This window comes from Kocuria sp. UBA5001 (assembly GCF_002398425.1).
Lineage (GTDB): Bacteria > Actinomycetota > Actinomycetes > Actinomycetales > Micrococcaceae > Kocuria > Kocuria salsicia.
This window is the reverse complement of the sequence record NZ_DGYR01000021.1, coordinates 21380-40087: the sequence shown is the minus strand read 5'-3', so window position 1 is coordinate 40087 and position 18708 is coordinate 21380. Positions and strand designations below refer to the sequence as shown.

18 protein-coding genes are annotated in these 18708 nt (G+C 69.2%); 5 read left to right on the top strand and 13 right to left on the bottom strand.

The genetic code is table 11. The features are described 5' to 3' along the window. Positions 1-3 precede the first annotated feature (3 nt). Both B3G12_RS11490 and B3G12_RS11485 read left to right on the top strand, forming a co-directional pair. Entirely contained in the window at positions 4-1344 is a 1341-nt protein-coding gene (locus tag B3G12_RS11490; protein ID WP_290500439.1) for a nicotinate phosphoribosyltransferase, read from the top strand. A 36-nt stretch (positions 1345-1380) separates the two neighbouring features. Continuing rightward, entirely contained in the window at positions 1381-1998 is a 618-nt protein-coding gene (locus tag B3G12_RS11485) for an isochorismatase family protein (RefSeq protein WP_144942488.1), read from the top strand. Between the two features lie 57 nt (positions 1999-2055). On the opposite strand, the gene B3G12_RS11480 is transcribed toward B3G12_RS11485, so the two are convergent. The 5 genes from B3G12_RS11480 to B3G12_RS11460 form a co-directional block, all read right to left on the bottom strand. Next, the gene (locus B3G12_RS11480; protein ID WP_144942487.1) at positions 2056-3858 is read right to left on the bottom strand and encodes a DEAD/DEAH box helicase; all 1803 of its coding nucleotides are present in this window, start codon (positions 3856-3858) and stop codon (positions 2056-2058) included. A 183-nt stretch (positions 3859-4041) separates the two neighbouring features. Further along, a complete protein-coding gene (locus B3G12_RS11475; RefSeq protein WP_290500438.1) occupies positions 4042-4383 on the bottom strand; it encodes a DUF3039 domain-containing protein in 342 nt (113 codons plus the stop codon). 41 nt (positions 4384-4424) lie between these two features. Next, positions 4425-6266, bottom strand: a complete 1842-nt coding sequence (locus B3G12_RS11470; RefSeq protein ID WP_290500437.1) for a hypothetical protein — start codon at positions 6264-6266, stop codon at positions 4425-4427. Beyond that, positions 6248-7153, bottom strand: a complete 906-nt coding sequence (locus tag B3G12_RS11465) for an ABC transporter ATP-binding protein (protein WP_290500435.1) — start codon at positions 7151-7153, stop codon at positions 6248-6250. The genes B3G12_RS11470 and B3G12_RS11465 overlap by 19 nt, the downstream gene beginning before the upstream one ends. A 55-nt stretch (positions 7154-7208) precedes the next feature. Next, positions 7209-8222: a tetratricopeptide repeat protein gene (locus B3G12_RS11460; protein WP_144942485.1), complete on the bottom strand. Its 1014-nt coding sequence runs from the start codon at positions 8220-8222 to the stop codon at positions 7209-7211. Positions 8223-8368: 146 nt separating this feature from the next. On the opposite strand from B3G12_RS11460, the gene B3G12_RS11455 reads away from it, so the two are divergent. From B3G12_RS11455 to B3G12_RS11445, 3 genes are all read left to right on the top strand, one after another. Then, positions 8369-9547, top strand: a complete 1179-nt coding sequence (locus B3G12_RS11455; protein WP_244944681.1) for an AI-2E family transporter — start codon at positions 8369-8371, stop codon at positions 9545-9547. A 44-nt stretch (positions 9548-9591) separates the two neighbouring features. Next, positions 9592-10287: an endonuclease NucS gene (gene nucS / locus B3G12_RS11450; protein ID WP_290500434.1), complete on the top strand. Its 696-nt coding sequence runs from the start codon at positions 9592-9594 to the stop codon at positions 10285-10287. Positions 10288-10644: 357 nt separating this feature from the next. Next, positions 10645-10848 (top strand): cold-shock protein, encoded by a 204-nt coding sequence (locus B3G12_RS11445; RefSeq protein WP_144942482.1) that lies wholly within the window; start codon positions 10645-10647, stop codon positions 10846-10848. A gap of 164 nt (positions 10849-11012) precedes the next feature. Here the strand turns inward: B3G12_RS11445 and murA are convergent, their stop codons facing one another. The 8 genes from murA to atpE form a co-directional block, all read right to left on the bottom strand. Beyond that, a complete protein-coding gene (murA, locus tag B3G12_RS11440) occupies positions 11013-12296 on the bottom strand; it encodes a UDP-N-acetylglucosamine 1-carboxyvinyltransferase (protein WP_144942481.1) in 1284 nt (427 codons plus the stop codon). A gap of 159 nt (positions 12297-12455) precedes the next feature. Further along, positions 12456-12734 (bottom strand): F0F1 ATP synthase subunit epsilon, encoded by a 279-nt coding sequence (locus B3G12_RS11435; protein ID WP_144942480.1) that lies wholly within the window; start codon positions 12732-12734, stop codon positions 12456-12458. Between the two features lie 2 nt (positions 12735-12736). Next, positions 12737-14203: a F0F1 ATP synthase subunit beta gene (gene atpD / locus B3G12_RS11430; protein ID WP_144942479.1), complete on the bottom strand. Its 1467-nt coding sequence runs from the start codon at positions 14201-14203 to the stop codon at positions 12737-12739. A gap of 40 nt (positions 14204-14243) precedes the next feature. Continuing rightward, entirely contained in the window at positions 14244-15155 is a 912-nt protein-coding gene (locus B3G12_RS11425; protein WP_144942478.1) for a F0F1 ATP synthase subunit gamma, read from the bottom strand. 58 nt (positions 15156-15213) lie between these two features. Next, positions 15214-16839 (bottom strand): F0F1 ATP synthase subunit alpha, encoded by a 1626-nt coding sequence (gene atpA / locus B3G12_RS11420; RefSeq protein WP_144942477.1) that lies wholly within the window; start codon positions 16837-16839, stop codon positions 15214-15216. A gap of 171 nt (positions 16840-17010) precedes the next feature. Beyond that, positions 17011-17823 (bottom strand): F0F1 ATP synthase subunit delta, encoded by an 813-nt coding sequence (locus B3G12_RS11415; RefSeq protein ID WP_144942476.1) that lies wholly within the window; start codon positions 17821-17823, stop codon positions 17011-17013. Beyond that, positions 17823-18374, bottom strand: coding sequence for a F0F1 ATP synthase subunit B (locus B3G12_RS11410; RefSeq protein WP_055084922.1), 552 nt, complete (start codon positions 18372-18374; stop codon positions 17823-17825). The genes B3G12_RS11415 and B3G12_RS11410 overlap by 1 nt, the downstream gene beginning before the upstream one ends. 46 nt (positions 18375-18420) lie before the next feature. Beyond that, positions 18421-18621 carry an ATP synthase F0 subunit C gene (atpE, locus tag B3G12_RS11405; RefSeq protein ID WP_035964663.1) on the bottom strand — a complete coding sequence of 67 codons (201 nt, stop codon included), beginning with the start codon at positions 18619-18621 and terminating at the stop codon, positions 18421-18423. Positions 18622-18708 lie beyond the last annotated feature (87 nt).

Genomic DNA, 18708 nt, shown 5'->3' with positions numbered 1-18708 from the left:
GGGGTGAACGAGCACACCTACTCCTGGCACCCGCAGCCCACGTCCCTGCTGACGGACCACTACGAGCTGACCATGCTGCAGGCGGCCCTGCGCGCCGGCACGGCGTCGCGGCGCAGCGTCTTCGAGGTCTTCGCCCGGCGGCTGCCGCACAGCCGGCGCTACGGCGTCTTCGCCGGGGTGGGCCGCTTGCTCGAAGGCCTCGAGCAGTTCCGCTTCACGGACGAGCAGCTGCGCTTCCTGCGTGACACAAACGTCGTCGACGCCGCCACCGTCGCATACCTGGAGAATTTCCGGTTCACGGGCCAGATCCGCGGCTACGCCGAAGGCGAGACGTACTTCCCTCACTCACCCCTGCTGAGTGTCGAGTCCTCGTTCGCCGAGGCGTGCGTGCTGGAGACCTTCATCCTCTCCGTCCTCAACTACGACTCCGCCGTGGCCTCCGCCGCGTCACGCATGGTGGGTGCCGCGGGGGGCCGGCCGTGCATCGAGATGGGTTCGCGCCGCGCGCACGAGCAGGCCGCCGTGGCCGCGGCGCGCGCCGCCATTGTCGCCGGCTTCGACTCCACCTCCAACCTGGAGGCGGGCTTCCGCTACGGCGTGAAGACCGTGGGCACCGCCGCGCACTCCTTCACGCTGCTGCACGACACCGAGGAGCAGGCGTTCCGCGCGCAGCTCGACGCTCTGGGCGTCTCCACTGCGCTGCTCGTGGACACGTACGACGTCGAGCGGGCCGTCCGACTCGCCGTGGAGATCGCAGGCCCGGACCTCGGGGGCGTGCGGCTGGACTCCGGGGACCTCGTGACCCAGGCGTCGTCGGTGCGCGCGTTGCTGGACACGCTCGGCAACCAGCACACGAAGATCACAGTGACGAGCGACCTCGACGAGTACGCCATCGCCGCGCTGCGGGCCGCTCCCGTGGACGCCTACGGCGTGGGCACGCGGCTCGTCACCGGCTCCGGCGCCCCCACCTCGTCCATGGTCTACAAGCTCGTCTCACGCGAGGGTGCCTCCGGCACGATGGAACCCGTGGCGAAGGCCTCGTCCGGGAAGGCGTCCGTGGGCGGCGAGAAGTACGCGCTGCGCCGTCGCAACCCCCAGGGCGTGGCCACGCACGAAATGGTGGGCGTCTCCCACCTGCCCGAGGACGACGGCGACGACCGCCCCCTGCTCGTGGACTACGTGACGGGCGGCGAGCTGCGCGAGGGCTTCACCGGCCCCGAGGCCGTGGTGCGGGCCCGGACCCGCCACGCCGAGTCGATCGCGGAGCTGCCGCGCGCAGCTCGTAGGCTCTCGGAGGGCGAGCCCGTGATTCCCACCGTCATCGAACCCGGCACTGCCCACTGAACACACCGGGCTGAGAACACCGAAAGGAAGGCGATCATGCGCACCGCACTTGTGATCGTGGACATCCAGAACGACTTCTGCGAGGGCGGCAGCCTGGCTGTGCCGGGTGGCGCGGCGGTGGCCGCTGCGGTCTCCGAGTACCTCGAGGACCACCACGCGGACTACGATGCCGTGGCGGCCACGCAGGACTGGCACATCGAGCCCGGCTCACACTTCAGCGAGACCCCGGACTACCGTACGAGCTGGCCGGTGCACTGCGTCGCGGAGACCCGCGGCGCGGAGATCCACCCGGACCTGGACACGGAGCACGTGGCCGAGTTCTTCCGCAAGGGCGCCTACGACGCCGCCTACTCCGGTTTCGAGGGCCTCTCTGCCCCGGACGTCGACGTTCCGATGGGCGAGCCCGAGGAGAGCGCGGACGAGGAGCGGGTGAGTCTGGACGACTGGCTGCGGGAGCGCAACGTCGAGGTCGTAGACGTCGTGGGCCTCGCGCTGGAGCACTGCGTCCTCGCGACCGCCAAGGACGCTGTGGAGGCCGGCTACGAGACGCGGGTGCTGCTGCCCCTGACCGCCCCGGTGGACCGCGAGCGCGGTGAGCAGGCCGTGGCAGAGCTCGAGGACACGGGCGCGGAGGTCGTCACCGAACTCGACTGAACGGCGCCGAGCGAACGGCGCTGAACGACCGTGTTGTCGTCGGCCTGCGGCAAGTGCTCACTTGCGGCCGATGAACCACCGCTGCAGCAGCGCGATCCGCGCGTCCAGCTGTTCCTCCGAGGCCTGCGCCACTGCCGGGCCACCGCACTTGGCGCGCAGCTCGTTGTGGATCACGCCGTGGGGCGTGCCGGTGCGGGCGGACCACGCGGAGACGTTCTTCGACAGCTGAGAGCGCAGCTCCTTGAGCCGGCGGTGGTCCGGAACCATGGGCTGCTCCGGCTGCGAGGCGCCCGACCCCTGCCGCTGTGACGAGCGCGTCTGGCGCTCCCGCAGCAGCGCCGAGACCTGCTCCGGGTCCAGAAGCCCCGGGATCCCGAGGTACTCGGCTTCCTCCTCGGAGCCCACGGCCGCTCCCCCGCCGAACGCGCCGCCGTCGAAGAGCACGCCGTGGAACGAGGCGTCCGAGTCCAGGGCCTGGAAGTTGCCCTGGGCCAGCGCGGAAGACGCCTTCTCCTCGCGATTTGCCGCGTCCAGGAGGTCGTCGTCCCAGCCCTCCTCCATGGGCTGGTCGAAGTCCACCACGCCGGGCATGTTCTTGGGCCTGTCCAGCGCGTGGTCCCGCTCCTCCTCCATGGAGTTGGCGAGCGCCATCAGCGCCGGGACGGACGGGAGGAACACGGAGGCCGTCTCGCCGCGCTTGCGGGCGCGCACGAAGCGCCCCACGGCCTGCGCGAAGAACAGCGGTGTGGACGTCGAAGTCGCGTAGACGCCCACCGCGAGACGCGGCACGTCCACACCCTCGGAGACCATACGGACGGCCACCATCCAGCGCCTGTCCGACTCGGAGAACTGGTCGATCTTGTTCGACGCCGCCTTGTCGTCCGAGAGCACCACGGTGGGACGCTCCCCCGTGATCGCGTGCAGCTGTTCGGCGTAGGCCTTCGCGTCCTGGTGGTCGGTGGCGATCACGAGCGCACCGGCGTCGGGAACCGTTCGGCGCACCTGCGTGAGCCGCTGGTCCGCGGCCCGCAGCACGGACGGGATCCACTGGCCGTTCGGGTCCAGCGCGGTGCGCCACGCGTGGGAGGTGATGTCCTTGGTGAAGCCCTCTCCGAGCTGGGCGGCCATCTCCTCACCGGCGGAGGTGCGCCAGCGCATCTGCCCCGAGTAGGCCATGAAGATCACGGGGCGCACCACGTGATCGTGCAGCGCGTTCGAGTACCCGTAGGTGTAGTCCGCCGTGGAGCGCCGGATGCCCTCGCCGTCCTCCTCGTAGGTCACGAACGGTATGGGTGAGGTGTCGGAGCGGAACGGCGTGCCCGTGAGGGCGAGCCGCCGCGTGGCGGGCTCGAACGCCTCCCGCAGCCCGTCGCCCCAGGAGAGGGCGTCGCCCGCGTGGTGAATCTCGTCCATGATCACGAGCGTGCGCCCGGCCTCGGTGCGCGCCCGGTGCAGCAACGGCTTGTTCGCCACCTGCGCGTACGTCACGGCCGCGCCCATGTAGCCTCGCCCGTGCTGGCCGTCCGCGTTCTTGAAGTTGGGGTCGATGGCAAGCCCCACGCGCGAGGCCGCGTCCGCCCACTGCCGCTTGAGGTGGTCGGTGGGGGTCACCACCGTCACGCGCTGGACAGCGCCGGAGTCGTGCAGCTTCTTCGCGACCGTGAGCGCGAAGGTGGTCTTGCCGGCCCCGGGGGTGGCCACGGCCATGAAGTCGCGGGGCTGGGCGGCCTCGTAGCGCTGGATCGCCTCGGCCTGCCACGCGCGCAGCTTGGGTGCGGTGCCCCACGCGGCCCTGTCCGGGTAGGCCGGGGGAAGATCTGCGGCCGCCCCGAAAAGGGACAGCTGGTCGTCGTCAGACACGTGGTGTTCGTCCTCTCCGCGCGCTCGGCGGCGCGCACTGCCCCGGTCGCGCACCGCGCGACCACCGCGGCGGCGTCGTCCTCACACGAGGGAACGACGTCGCACGGCAACGGCGCCCGCTCAGTTGCGGGCGCCGTCGGGTGCCCCGCAGCTCTGCGGGGCCTCACTGCTCTGGGATGCCAGTCAGTTCTCGGGCTTGTCCTTGCCGGGGCGCAGGCCCTGGTAGATCTCCTTGCACTCCGGGCACACCGGGAAGCGTTGCGGGTCCCGACCGGGGGTCCACACCTTGCCGCACAGGGCGATCACGGGTTCGCCGGACAGCGCCGACTCCATGATCTTCTCCTTGCGGACGTAGTGCGCGAAGCGCTCGTGGTCACCGGGCTCCGCGAACTGGCGGGTCTCCTCGCGCTCAATGGTGGAGGTGCCACCCACGGTCTGCGGCTCGGTCGCCGACTCGGTGCTGCTGACCACCCGGGAGGACCGCACGGATGGTACCTGGGATTCCTGGGCATCGGTGAATTCCATGTCTCCCACTGTACCCCGAGTGCCAGTGCCGACTTCCCTGTTCACCGGTAGGCGGAGACCTCCTGCAGCAGCTCCGGGGCGCGCGCGTCGAGCCACCGCCCGCCTGCGCGCGCACCGATCCACAGCAGCGCGAGACCCTCCACGAGGCCGACGGCCAGCGCGAGCCAGCTCCACGTGTGGTCCCCGGAGATCAGGTAAACGACCAGCAGGGCGAGAGCGGGCAGGCCGAGCAGCACGATCACCCCCATGAGCACGAACTGCATCACCAGGTTCAGCAGGGTGAACCCCTGGGCGCTCTTCATGGGCGTGGACCCCGGGGGCGGTGTGGGATAGGTGTAGCGCGCAGAGACGACCGAGACCACTCCGGCACCCCCGAGCAGCAGGGTCGCGCACAGGCCCAGCATTGCTGGCACCGCGCCCCAGTCCCCCGCGCGCACGAGCCACACGACGAGCGCCACGGCCACCAGGGGCACGCTCACGACGAACAGCGCCATCACCCGCCCGAGCCGGTCCGCCAGCCCGGGGACCCCGGCCAGCACGTGCAGGCTGAACGCGGAGTTGTCGTAGGAGATGTCCGCGGAGATCGCGAAGGCCATCAGCAGGGCGATGCCCGCAGGCAGCAGCCAGACTACGAACCCGGACTGCGAGGTGAGGAACCACGCGACCGCGCACATCGCGGGGACCATCACCAGGGACGCGCTGTATCGGGGGTCCCGCGTCCAGTAGAGCAGGCAGCGGACGGCCACCGCCCACGTGGGCGTCGCGGGCACACGGCCGAAGAGCCCGATGCCCTCCATGGCCTTCGTGCTGCCGCGGGCGGCTCCGGCTGCGGCGTCCCCCAGGGCACGGCGCAGGGCCACACGGGCAAGGACCGTGAGGGCGACGATCGACACCGCGGTGATGATCAGGCGGGCCAGTGCCGCGCCCCAGTGGCCCAGGGCGACGTCGCCGGGCACGGCCCACACGGCCCCCAGCGGTGTCCATGCGAGCACCGCCGCCCACGTGGGGAGCAGGCCCCAGACCCGTTCCAGACCGGCACCCAGGGCGGTGATGATCGGGCCGGTCAGGACCGCGAGCGCGAGCGCCACGATCGAGACCGTCTCCGTGGTGCGCCGGCCACCAGCCAGGCGGAGGCTCACGGCGGAGACGCAGCGCGATCCCACGAACGCAAGCAGCAGCCCGAGCAGCGCGCATGGAATGGACACGAGCACCGCCGGAAGAGAGCTCCGCCATGCCACCGCCCACCCGAGGCCCGCAACGAGCGTCAGCGCTCCGGGGATGCCGATCAGCGCACCCAGCACCTGTCCGACCAGCAGACCCGACGTGCTCAGCGGGAAGAGTCCCAGCCGGGCGGGGTCGAGCGTCGCGTCCGCCTTGGACGTGGCCACGGGCAGGATCCACCACCCGAGCAGCAGCGCCGTGCCCAGCAGCACCGACGCGGTGACCACCCACCGCAGCTCCTCCGCGCCCAGGAAGTAGAGGGAGATCATCAGCATCGCGAGCACGCCAAGGGCATAGAGCCCTCCGAGGATCGTCCCCACGAGCACCCACGTGCTGCGGGACAGCGTGTTGCGCAGCACCCGCCACTTCAGTGAGGCGAGCCGACGGGCCTCCTCTAGCACCCCGAGGTGCCGCACGGTGGCAGCTGCCCCGCCACCCGCCGGGCGCACGGAGCGGGGCACCGCGGCGTCGGCTTCCGCAGGTACCGTCGTGGCGGCATCGCGCGCGTCCGTACCGTGCGCCGTCGGGCTCCCGGTGCCGTCCCACGGGGCAGCACCGGGTTCCGCGGACGACGTCGTGCCGTCCCGGGGCTGCGCACGCCCCGATGTGGTGCGCGAAGGGTCGAGAGGGTACTGGTCGGGGTTCACTCGGGACGAAGCCACTGCAGCTCCTCCCCTGCGTCCGTGCGACCGCCCACGAGGGACACGAAGCGGTCCTCCAGCGAGAGACCGTCGCACACCTGCGCCGTGGTGCCCTGAGCGAGCACGCGCCCCTGGTCCATCACGGCCACGTGGTCGCACATGCGCTGAACGAGGTCCATGACGTGGCTCGAGACCACCACGGTCCCGCCCGCCTCCGTGTACTGGTGCAGCAGGGAGCGGATGTTGGCGGCGGAGACGGGGTCCACGGACTCGAACGGCTCATCGAGCACGAGCAGGCTGGGCGCGTGGATCATGGCGGCGGCGAGCGCGATCTTCTTCGTCATGCCCGCTGAGTAGTCCTGCACCTGGCGTCCGGCGGCGTCCTGAAGGTCCATGGCCTTCACCAGGTCCTCCGTGCGCTGCTTGACGACCTCCCTGTCCATCCCGCGCAGCAGGCCCGAGTAGGCCACGAGCTGGCGGCCGGTCAGCCGGTCGAAGAGGTGCGCGCCGTCCGGCAGCACGCCCATGCGCTGCTTGGCGCGCACGGAGTCCCCCCACACGTCCACGAGTTCGTCACGGCTGCCGCCGCCCACCAGCACGGTGCCGGAGGATGGACGCAGCAGTCCGGTGGCCATGGACAGGGTGGTTGTCTTGCCCGCGCCGTTGCGACCCACGAGGCCGTAGAAGGAGCCGCGCGGGACGGTGAGGTCCACGTGGTCCGCGGCGGGGCGCTCCGCGTGGCCGTAGACCTTGGTGAGCGCCCGCACCACGAGCGCAGCCGCACCGGGGCGCGCAGCGGGGTCGTGGTCCTGCGGGCGGGGGACGTCCTGGTGGGTGCGCTCGGTCGTGGCGGCCCCTGGGCCGGGCTCGCGGCGCGGGGTCGTGGGTCCGTCTGTGGGGATGCTCATGCTCCCAGCCTAGGAACCGGCATCCCCGGTGTCACTGCTCCACACCGCGAACGGATCAGAACAGCGCGCGCATGAGCTGCGAACGGGCGGCGACCACCCGGGGGTCGTCTGCTCCCACAACGTCGAAGAGGTCCACCAGCCGCTGCCGGGCGGTGTCCTTCTCGTCGCCGGCCTTCGTGCGCACGAGGTTCAGCAGCCGCCGGAACGCGTCCTCCACGTGACCCCCGGAGAGGTCGAGGTCCGCGACGGCGAGCGCCGCCTGCAGGTCCTCCGGGTCGGACGCCGCGGCGTCGCGCACGGCCTTCGCGTTCATGGAGCTCACGCGCTGCAGCAGGTGGACCTGGGAGAGCGCGAGCTTGGCGTCGTGGTCCCCGGGGTTCTCGGCGAGTGCCCTGCGGTACGCGGCCTCGGCGCCGTCGAGGTCACCGGCTTCCAGCTTGTCCACCGCCTCCTGGTGCAGGGGCGGCAATGGTGCAGGCTCCCCGTTCCCAGCATCCGTGGGCTCCGCCGTGCCGGTGACACCGTTCTGCTCCGCGAGGCCCAGCAGCTCGCCGAGCAGCCCGCGCAGCTGCTCCTCGGGGACGGTCGAGGTCACGAGCGGCACCACGCGCCCGCCCAGCAGGGCGAGCACCGTGGGAACCGACTGGGCCTGGAATGCCTGCGCGATCTGCGGCTCGGCGGCCGTATCCACCGTGCCCAGCAGCAGCCTGCCGTCGAAACCGTCCACAACCTTCGCGACGAGGTCAACGAAGCTCTCCGACTCCGGGCTCTGCGCCGCGTGCAGCACCACGACCACCGGGTACTGCGTGGAAGCTTCCGCGTACTGCTGGAAGTTCCCGGTGTTCAGGGCCACCCGGTAGGAACCGCCCCTGGTGTTCGCAGCTGTCGACGCCGCCTGCGCCGCCTGGGGTGCCCCGCCGGCGGCCGCGCCGCCCGTAGCCGCGCCCAGGTCCACGGCACCGCGCACAGACGCGGGAACCTGCTGCTCTCCCTGCCCGGGCGCACCCTGCTGTCCACGGGCCGACGCACCGGCCTGACGTCCTGACGGTGAAGGGGGGAACTCGCTCATGGCTGACCTCCTCGGAAGCCGCGCCCTCGAGGAGCGCGGGTCGAAAATGTGCCCGCCGTGCCACACAGCACGCGGATGTCGTCATTTCCATTATGTGCACCGGGCGGCGGGGATGTCCCGACGGCGCCGCGATGTACGCTTCCGGCGTGAGCACAACCTCCGATCCACGACGCAGGCCGCCCGCGCGATTCCGGCCCTCCCGCCAGCGCTTCGAGGTGCCGCCGGAACCCGCCGGGGACCAGGATGGGCGCCGCGCCCCCTGGGATCGCCCGGGTGACGTGCGGGCGCACCCGGTCCAGACGGGCTTCATGCTCACGGTGGGCGTGGGCCTCGCGCTGCTCGTCTACTACGTGCTCACGAACGTGGGCGGGCTGGTCGGCTGGATCGTGACGGCCGCGTTCATCTGCCTGGGGCTCGACCCCCTGGTGCGGTGGCTCGAATCCAAAGGCCTTCCCCGCCCGCTCGCGGCGGGAATTGTGATCGTCGCCCTGGCGCTGCTGATCACCGGATTCATCCTGGGCGTAGTGCCCCGCATGGTCGAACAGGCGCAGCAGATTGCCGCGCGGGGCCCGGACTTTGTGAACGACTTCATGCAATCGGACCTCTTCCACACCCTGGACGCCCGCTTCGACATCGCCTCCTCCGTGCAGACCGCCGCGGACGGGCTGCAGAAGCGGATCACCACTGACGAGAACTTCCTGGGCGGCATCTTCGGCTCCGTGGTCAACGTGAGCGGGGTGGTGCTCAACGCGATCACCGGAACGCTGATCGTGATGGCCTTGAGCCTGTACTTCCTCTTCTCCCTGCCCACCATGAAAGCGTGGTGCTACCGGCTGGCCCCCGCGAGCCGCCGCGCCCGCGTGCAGCAGCTCGGCGAGCGGATGACCAACGGTGTGGGCAACTACGTCATGGGCCAGGCGTGCGTGGCGCTGATCAACGCAGCCGTGGCGTTCATCCTCATGAACGTGTGGGGAGTGCCCTACGCAACCCTTCTCGTGCTCTTCGTGGGACTGCTCGCGTTCATCCCGCTCGTGGGCGGCGTGCTCGCCGGCATTCTTGTCACGATCGCGGCCTCCCTCGGCGGGTGGGACACGGCCATCCCCTACGCCATCTGCTACTTCGCCTACCTCCAGCTCGAGGCCTACGTGGTCTCTCCGCGCATCATGGCCCGGGCTGTCGCGGTGCCGGGCGCGGTGGCCGTCATTGCCGTCGCCGCCGGGGGCGCGCTGTGGAGCGTGCTGGGTGCGCTCATCGCCATCCCCACCGCGGCCGCGGGGCTGCTGCTGGTCCGTGAGGTCTTCGTCCCGCGCCAGGACGCCCGGTGAGCGACGACGCCGCCGCAACCCACGCCTGCCGCTAGGCTGTCCTGGTGCGTTTAGTGATTGCAGACTGCTCGGTGCGCTACGAGGGACGGTTGAACGCCTACCTTCCCCCGGCCCGCCGACTCATCATGCTCAAGGCCGACGGCTCGGTGCTCGTGCACTCCGACGGCGGCTCCTACAAGCCCCTGAACTGGATGAGCCCACCCGCGACGCTCCACGTCCGCGAACCCTCCGAGGAGCTTGCAGCGGAGGGAGTCACCGAGGTGTGGGAGGTCCGCGCGGGCAAGTCGGACGACCGCCTGCTCATCCACATCACCACCGTGCACAGCCAGCTCCACCACGAGCTCGGTGCGGACCCGGGGCTGGTCAAGGACGGAGTGGAGGCGGACCTGCAGAGGCTGCTCGCCGAGCAGATCACCCGCCTGGGTGAGGGCTTCTCCCTCGTGCGCCGGGAGTACCCCACCACCATCGGACCCGTGGACATCCTCGCGCGGGACGCCAACGGGGCCACCGTGGCGATCGAGCTGAAGCGCCGTGGCGACATCGACGGCGTGGAGCAGCTCACCCGCTACCTCGAGCTCCTCAACCGGGATCCCCTGCTGCGGCCCGTCCGCGGCGTCTACGCGGCCCAGCAGATCAAACCCCAGGCCCGCACCCTGGCCCGCGACCGCGGCATCGAGTGCCTCAGCCTGGACTACGACGAGATGCGCGGGGCCGTCGACACGCAGTCACGACTCTTCTGAGCCTCCCCGGCCGGCAGCACGCGCCGCTTCCCTCCTGGGCTGCAGTCGCTGCAACCGCTCCGGATGGCAGGTCGTGGTGTCCTGCGGAGCTCAGAGTGACCAGTGCGCTACCACTGAGATCTTGGCGACACATTCGCCACGGCCACGCGGAACGATTGACCGTCCCGCAACAGTATGTGATGCTTGAGGTGTTCTCGCATCATGTTTGACATGCTCGCAGGAATGGTAGCGAGCGTGAAGTTCTGACTGGCGCTGTGGCACAACATATCGTGAGCCGCATCCACAGCCTTCTCGCGGTACCAGTTCAGGTGCACATCCATGTGCACGCACTATTACTCCAGAAGGAGATGCCCCATTATGGCTCAGGGCACCGTTAAGTGGTTCAACGCAGAAAAGGGCTTCGGCTTCATCACGCCGGACGACGCTGATGGCGACGTCTTCGTCCACTACAGCGAAATTCAGTCGGGCGGCTTCCGCACCCTCGAAGAGAACCAGCGCGTCGAGTTCGAGATCGGCCAGGGTCAGAAGGGCCCCCAGGCCACCGGTGTGACCCTCATCTGAGTCGCGTCCCCGGACGAAACCCCCGCCACCTCGAGAGGTGGCGGGGGTTTTCTCGTGCCCGGGGTGGGACGGGCACGGGATGCGGCGGCGGAACAGCCGACCGGGAACGGTCCCCCGCCGACAGCCCGGGCGCGGGTTCCGGAGGACCGGGACCCGCGCCCGGCTCAGCTCCAGCCGCGCGCGATCCGCCGCTGCACCCGGACACCCGCGTTGGCGAGGTGGTCCACGAAGTGCTCGTAGCCGCGGTCGATGTGCTCCACCCCGGAGACCTCCGTGACGCCCTGGGCGGCCATGCCCGCGATCACGAGGGCCGCGCCGGCGCGAATGTCCATGGCCTCCACGGGCGCGCCGGAGAGCTCGTGAGCCGGGACGCCGTCCACGCGGGCGTGGTGGCCGTCCAGCCGGACACGCGCCCCCAGCCGTTCGAGTTCGGCCGTGAAGCCCCAGCGAGCCTCGAACACGTTCTCCGTGATGATCCCGGAACCTTCCGCCACCGCGTTGAGGGCCACCACGAACGGCTGCAGGTCCGTGGGGAACCCGGGGTACGGAAGCGTGGAGACGTTGATGGCTCGTGGTCGTTCGGGGCCCTGCACCACGAACCGTCCCTCGCGCGTGTCGATCTCGCAGCCCGCGCATCGCAGCTTGTCGAGGACCACGGACAGGTGCTCGGGTTCCGCCCCCTGGATCTCCACTCTGCCACCCGTCACCGCAGCGGCGAAAGCCCAGGTGCCCGCGACGATGCGGTCCGCCACGGTGCGGTGCGTGACCGGAGACAGCCGGGGCACCCCGTGGATCGTCAATGTGGTGGTGCCGAGCCCCTCGATGCGGGCACCCATCTCCCGCAGCATCCGGCCGATGTCCACGATCTCCGGTTCACGCGCCACATTCTCCAGCACGGTCACGCCCCGGGCCGTGGTCGCTGCCGTCATCAGGTTCTCCGTGGCACCCACGGACGGGTAGCCGAGACGGTACGTCGCTCCCCCGAGCCCGCCGTCCGCGCTGGCTCGCAGGAAGCCCCGCTCAATGCTCAGCTGGGCGCCCATGGCCTCCAGCCCGGCGCGGTGCATGTCGAGACCGCGCGTACCGATCGCATCTCCCCCGGGCAGGGCCACCTCCGCCCGGTGGCAGCGTGCCATCAGCGGCCCCAGCACGGAGATGGACGCGCGCATGGCCCGCACGAGGTCGTAGTCGGCCTGGTGCCCGAGCTCCTCGGGGACGTCGATGCTGACCTCGTGCTCAGCCGGCCGGTAGGACACGTCGCAGCCCAGGCGCCGCAGCAGCTCCGCCATGACGGTGACGTCGTGGATCTCGGGAACGTTGGTGATGGTGGAGCGTCCCACCGCCAGCAGCGTGGCCGCCATGAGCTTGAGCACGCTGTTCTTGGCGCCATACACCGGCAGTGCCCCGGCCACGGCAGACGGGCCCTGCACCTCGATCATTTCTTCCACGGTTCCTCCTGGTGGCCACGGCATTGTCTGGGGGAGTTGGGAACGGCGCCAGCCACGGTGACCGTGCGCGGCCGTGACGACACCGCGGAGACCTCACAACGTCGTCGACCCCCGCACCAGCAGGCACGAGGGTCGATGACGACGGGTCAGGCGATCCGGTCAGGCGGACCGGTTCTCCGACTCGAGGGAGACCTCGTCCGCGACGACCGTGACGCGGTTGTTGTCGACGGAGACGAAACCGGAGTCGATGGTGCCGCGCAGGCGGTCACCCTCCACGCGGTCTATCGCGAACTCCCCGGCGGTGAGCAGCCCAGCCATGGACTCGTGCCCGGGCATGATGCCGATCTCGCCCTCGGTGGTCCGCACCCGTACGAGTCGGGCGGTGCCGTTCCAGATCTTCCGATCCAGGGCGACGATTTCCACGATGAGTTCGGCCATCTCTACTTCTCGCCCGTCTCGGCCTTGATCTCGTCCCAGCGCCGCATGACGTCGTCCAGACCGCCCACGTTGTAGAAGGCCTGCTCCGGGACATTGTCCAGCTCCCCGTCACAGATCTTGCCAAAGGCCTCGATGGTCTCCTCGAGGGGAACCGTGGAGCCTTCCACACCGGTGAACTGCTTCGCCGTGTACGTGTTCTGGGAAAGGAACTGCTCGATGCGACGGGCGCGGGAGACCACGACCTTCTGCTCCTCGGAGAGCTCCTCGACGCCGAGGATCGCGATGATGTCCTGCAGTTCCTTGTTCTCCTGCAGGATCGACTTCACGCGGGTCGCCACGTCGTAGTGCTTCTGGCCCACGTACTGCGGGTCCAGGATGCGGGAGGTGGAGGACAGCGGATCGATCGCGGGGTACAGACCGCGCGAGGCGATCTCACGCGAGAGCTCCGTGGTGGCGTCCAGGTGCGCGAACGTGGTGGCCGGAGCCGGGTCCGTGTAGTCGTCCGCCGGCACGTAGATGGCCTGCATCGACGTGATGGAGTGACCGCGCGTGGAGGTGATGCGCTCCTGCAGGACACCCATCTCGTCCGCCAGCGTGGGCTGGTAGCCCACGGCGGAGGGGATGCGGCCCAGCAGCGTGGAGACCTCGGAGCCCGCCTGCGTGAAGCGGAAGATGTTGTCGATGAACAGCAGCACGTCCTGGTTCATGACGTCGCGGAAGTATTCCGCCATCGTCAGACCGGTCAGTGCCACGCGCAGACGCGTTCCGGGCGGCTCGTCCATCTGGCCGAACACGAGGGCGGTGTCCTTGAGAACCCCGGCCTCCTCCATCTCGACCCACAGGTCGTTGCCCTCACGGGTGCGCTCGCCCACGCCGGCGAACACCGAGGTACCGCCGAAGTTGCGGGCCACACGGGTGATCATCTCCTGGATGAGCACCGTCTTGCCCACGCCGGCACCGCCGAACAGACCGATCTTGCCACCCTTGATGTAGGGGGTCAGGAGATCGATGGACTTGATGCCGGTCTCCATCATCTCGGTGCTGCCCTCAAGCTCCGCGAAGGACGGCGCCTTGCGGTGGATGGGCCAGCGCTCCTGGACGTCCAGCTCGGAGGTGGCCAGGTCCAGGGAGTCGCCGAGCACGTTGAAGATGTGGCCCTTGACCACTTCGCCCACGGGCACCGAGATCGGGGCGCCGGTGTCCTGCACGGGCGTGCCGCGCACCAGGCCGTCGGTCTGCTGCAGGGAGATCGCGCGCACCACGTTGGAGCCGAGGTGCTGGGCGGTCTCGAAGGTGATCCGTCGCGGCTTGCCGTTGAAGTCGTAGTCAGCGGTCAGCGCGTTGTAGAGGTCCGGAACCTGGTTCTCGGGGAACTCGACGTCGACCACGGGTCCGATCACGCGGGCGATGCGGCCGGTGCCGCCCCCCGCGACCGGCTGGGTCGCCTGGTCGTTGATAGTGGCAGTCATTTCTCTCACTTCGTTTCGGCTGGCAATGGGCAGCGCGGGCCTAGAGGGCCTCGGCGCCACTGACGATTTCGGTCAACTCGGTCGTGATCTCCGCCTGGCGGGCGTTGTTCATCAGGCGCGTGTACTTCTTGATGAGCTCGGTGGCGTTGTCCCCCGCGGCCTTCATGGCGCGCTGGCGGGACGCGAGCTCGCTCGACGCCGCGTGGCACAGTGCCGAGTAGATGCGGGCCTTCACATACCTGGGAAGGATCTGGTTGAACAGCTCCTCCGGGTTCGGCTCGAACTCGAAGTTGCTGTGCGTGTCCTCCAGCGCCTCGTAGCGCTGGGAGACCTCATCGCCCAGGTCGTTCGCATCCACGACCTCCAGGGGCAGCAGGCGCAGCACCCGCGGCTCCTGGTTCACCATGGAGTTGAACTGCGTGTAGACGAGGAGGACCTCGTCCACGCCTGCATCCTCGTAGGGGGCGTTGATGTCGCTCATCAGACGCTCGGTGAGCTCCTCGGCGCGCTCGGTGCTCGCGCTGTCCGTGTTGCCCGTCCAGAAGTCGTCGTAGTCGCGGTGCCGGAAGTCGAAGTACGCCTTGGCCTTGCGGCCCACGAGGTACACGCGGGTCTCCTTGCCCTGCGAACGCAACAGTTCCAGCAGCTCCTCCGTGCGCTTGAGCACGTTGGAGGAGTAGGAACCCGCCAGCCCACGGTCCGACGTGAAGACCACGACGGCCGCCCGCCGGACCTCGTCCGGAACGGTGGTCAGGGGATGGGTGATGTTGTGCTGCGTGGCGATCTGGGAAACCGCGCGGGTCAGCGCGTTGGCGTACGGGTACGCACCTTCGAGGCTCTGCCGGGACTTGTTGATGCGCGAGGTCGCAATCATCTCCATCGCCTTGAAGATCTTCTTCATCGACGACGTGGATGCGATCTTCTGTCGGTAGACCCGAATCTGCGCTCCCATGAAATTTCCTTTCAGCACCGCGGTGGTGCGCCAAAGACCGGCGCACCACCGGAAGCGGCTACTTCTTGACGATCGTTTCCTGGTTCACAGCGGTGGCGCCGAGGCTGTCGTGCTCCTCCACGCCCGGCTCGATGCCGTGCTTGGAACCGTGGAAGTCACGCTTGACCTCGGCCACCGCGGTCTTCAGGGCCTCGATCGCGTCGCCCTCGAGCTTGCCGGTGGAGTTGATCGAGTCCATGACGTTGGTCGTGCGGCGCACCTGGTCCAGGAGCGCGTGCTCGAACTCGGACACGTTGGCGACCTCGACGTCGTCGAGCTGGCCCGTGGTACCGGCCCAGATCGAGACGACCTGGTCCGCCACGGGGTAGGGCGTGTACTGGGGCTGCTTGAGCAGCTCCATGAGACGCTCACCGCGGGTCAGCTGCTGGCGGGAGGCGGCGTCCAGGTCCGAGGCAAACATGGCGAACGCCTGCATGGAGCGGTAGGACGCCAACTCGAGCTTCAGCGTGCCGGAGACCTTCTTCATGGCCTTGACCTGAGCGGCGCCGCCCACGCGCGACACCGAGATGCCCACGTCCACGGCCGGACGCTGGTTGGCGTTGAACAGGTCCGACTGGAGGAAGATCTGGCCATCGGTGATGGAGATGACGTTGGTGGGGATGAACGCCGAGACGTCGTTCGCCTTGGTCTCGATGATGGGCAAACCGGTCATCGAGCCCGCGCCCAGCTCGTCCGAGAGCTTGGCGCAGCGCTCGAGCAGGCGAGAGTGCAGGTAGAACACGTCGCCGGGGTACGCCTCGCGTCCCGGCGGACGGCGCAGCAGCAGAGACACCGCACGGTAGGCCTCGGCCTGCTTGGAGAGGTCGTCGAAGACGATCAGCACGTGCTTGCCGTTGTACATCCAGTGCTGGCCAATGGCCGAGCCGGCGTAGGGAGCCAGGTACTTCAGACCCGCGGACTCCGAGGCCGGGGCCGCCACGATGGTCGTGTAGTCCAGGGCACCGTTGTCCTCCAGCGTCTGGCGCACAGCGGCGATGGTGGAGGCCTTCTGGCCGACCGCCACGTAGATGCAACGGACCTGCTTCTCGACGTCTCCGGACTCCCAGTTGGAGCGCTGGTTCAGGATGGCGTCCACCGCGATGGCGGTCTTTCCGGTCTGGCGGTCGCCGATGATCAGCTGACGCTGGCCGCGACCGATCGGGATCATGGCGTCGATGGCCTTGATGCCGGTCTGCAGCGGCTCGTGCACGGACTTGCGCATGGTCACGCCGGGGGCCTGCAGCTCGAGTTCGCGGCGGCCGTCCGTGGCGACCGGCCCGAGGTCGTCGAGGGGCTCGCCGAGCGGATCCACGACGCGGCCGAGGTAGCCCTCGCCCACGGGCACGGAGAGCACCTCGCCGGTGCGGTGGACCTCCTGGCCCTCCTCGATGCCCTGGAAGTCGCCGAGGACCACGACGCCGATGTCGCGGGTGTCGAGGTTCAGGGCCAGGCCCAGCACCCCGTTCTCGAACTTGAGCAACTCGTTGGCCATGACGGAGGGAAGGCCCTCCACATGGGCGATGCCGTCTGCCGCGGACGACACGCGTCCTACTTCTACTCGTTCCACGTTGCCGGGATCGTAGGACGCGGCGAAATCGTTCAGCGCGCTACGGATCTCGTCGGCATTGATGGTCACATCGGCCATCTGCTGTCCCTGCTCTCTACGTCGTGTGATCATCGCGTGAGCAATGACCAGGCTTGTTCTTGTCGCGATGCGTTGCCCCATCGCCGTGCAGCCGCGTGGGCCGCCCGTGGAGGCAACGCGACGAGATGCCGGCATCGACCGACTCCCCGCGATCCTCGCTCCACGAGAGGATCAGGCCGCGATCCGCTGCTGCAGCTGATCCAGCCGGTGGGTGACCGAGCCGTCGATGATCTCCTCGCCCACCTGCACGCGCAGACCCCCCACCAGCGACGGAGAGGTCTCCGTGGTCAGTTTGAGATCCCGTCCGTACAGGCGGTTCAGCGCGTCCCGCAGCTTCGCCAGCTGGTCCTCGCGCAGCGGCCGAGCCGTCTGCACGCGGGCGATCCAACGATGCTGCCGGTCCGCGACCCACTGGGCGAAGTGCTCGAGCAGCCGCCCGGGCAGCGAGCCGCGCGGTTCGCTGACCGCGCGTTCCACGAGCAGTGCGGCCTCCTCGGACCCCGGCGCCATAAGACGTCGGGCAAGGGTCACCTTGGCCTCGGCACTCGCACGCGCGTCCGAGAACGCGCGCTGCAGCTCGGCGGAACGCTCCAGCATGGACTTGAACCCGATGAGTTCGTCCACGAGCGCCTCGAGAGCGTCGACACCGCCACGGTTCTCGGCGGCCGCGGCTGCGAGCTGCACGGCCGTCCGCTCGATCCCGTCCCCCAGCTGGCGCTCGGTGGCGCTTCGCTGGGAGGCGAGTTCCGCGACGATGTCCACGGCGACGTCGTTGGCCCGGCCGTCGAACAGCGTGTGCACGAGGCGGGCACGGTCCTCTGCGGAGCGCGAGGGGTCCGTGAGTGCCCGGCGCAGTGGGCCGTTGGCGTCCACGATGTCCAGGATCTCGAAGAGCTGCTTCGTGATCCCGGTGCTCGCGGCCCCGGCCCAGCGGTCCACGTCCACTGTGAGGGGTCGGTAGGGTTCGTTCGATGCTTCTGCCATTACCGTGCAGCTCCCGTACGGCCTTGCTCGGCGTCCAGGTCAGCCAGGAAGCGATCGACCACGCGGTTGGCGCGGTCGTCGTCGTTCAAGGACTCCCCGACGATCTTGGACGCGAGCTGCGTTGCCAGAGTGCCGACCTCGTCCCGCAGGGACACCACGGCCGCCGCACGCTCGGCCTCGATGGCCTTGTGGGCGTTCTCGGTGATCCGCGCGGATTCCAGGTTGGCGCGATCCTTGAAGTCCGCCAGGATCTTCTCGCCCTCTGAGCGAGCTTCCTCACGGATCTTCTGGGCCTCGAGCCGGGCACTTTCGAGCTGCTGGTTGTACTCGTCGCGTGCTGCCTTGGCCTCGGCCTGAGCGGCCTTCGCCTTGGCAAGTCCACCCTCGATGGCGTCCGCCCGGTCCTTGTAGACCTTCTCGAACGCCGGGACGATGAACTTGAACGCGATGAAGAGCAGAATCACGAACCCGATGAAGGTGATCAGCATTTCCCAGCCGTCGGGGAAGAGAGGACTCTTCGCCTCCTCGGCTGCCAACACCAGTGCGTTCATGAGCGCGATTCCTGTTCTCTAGTTAGGGCGTGTTCTGAGGGGTGCCTCAGAGCAGCGCCAGGACGAAGCCCAGAATGGCGAGGGCCTCGACCACGGCGAAGCCCATGAACAGCATCGGCTGGATCACGCGCTGGGACTCGGGCTGGCGAGCGACGGACTGCATGTAGGCAGCGAAGATGAGCCCCACACCGATACCACCGCCGATGGCAGCAAGACCGTAGCCAATGACGCTAAGCGAACCTTCCATTGTGGATATTTCCTTTCTGGGTGCCCGCAGGAGCGAGCGGTGGTGCCGTTACGAGAACCGTGAACGGACGATGGTCAGATGAGCGGC

Coding starts and splice junctions, on each gene's coding strand:
- B3G12_RS11425 (WP_144942478.1), bottom strand. CDS start 15,155: ATGGGAGCGCAGATTCGGGTCTACCGACAGAAGATCGCATCCACGTCG.
- B3G12_RS11415 (WP_144942476.1), bottom strand. CDS start 17,823: ATGGCAGAAGCATCGAACGAACCCTACCGACCCCTCACAGTGGACGTG.
- B3G12_RS11475 (WP_290500438.1), bottom strand. CDS start 4,383: ATGGAATTCACCGATGCCCAGGAATCCCAGGTACCATCCGTGCGGTCC.
- atpD (WP_144942479.1), bottom strand. CDS start 14,203: ATGACTGCCACTATCAACGACCAGGCGACCCAGCCGGTCGCGGGGGGC.
- B3G12_RS11410 (WP_055084922.1), bottom strand. CDS start 18,374: ATGAACGCACTGGTGTTGGCAGCCGAGGAGGCGAAGAGTCCTCTCTTC.
- B3G12_RS11460 (WP_144942485.1), bottom strand. CDS start 8,222: ATGAGCGAGTTCCCCCCTTCACCGTCAGGACGTCAGGCCGGTGCGTCG.
- atpE (WP_035964663.1), bottom strand. CDS start 18,621: ATGGAAGGTTCGCTTAGCGTCATTGGCTACGGTCTTGCTGCCATCGGC.
- B3G12_RS11435 (WP_144942480.1), bottom strand. CDS start 12,734: ATGGCCGAACTCATCGTGGAAATCGTCGCCCTGGATCGGAAGATCTGG.
- B3G12_RS11485 (WP_144942488.1), top strand. CDS start 1,381: ATGCGCACCGCACTTGTGATCGTGGACATCCAGAACGACTTCTGCGAG.
- B3G12_RS11445 (WP_144942482.1), top strand. CDS start 10,645: ATGGCTCAGGGCACCGTTAAGTGGTTCAACGCAGAAAAGGGCTTCGGC.
- atpA (WP_144942477.1), bottom strand. CDS start 16,839: ATGGCCGATGTGACCATCAATGCCGACGAGATCCGTAGCGCGCTGAAC.
- B3G12_RS11465 (WP_290500435.1), bottom strand. CDS start 7,153: ATGAGCATCCCCACAGACGGACCCACGACCCCGCGCCGCGAGCCCGGC.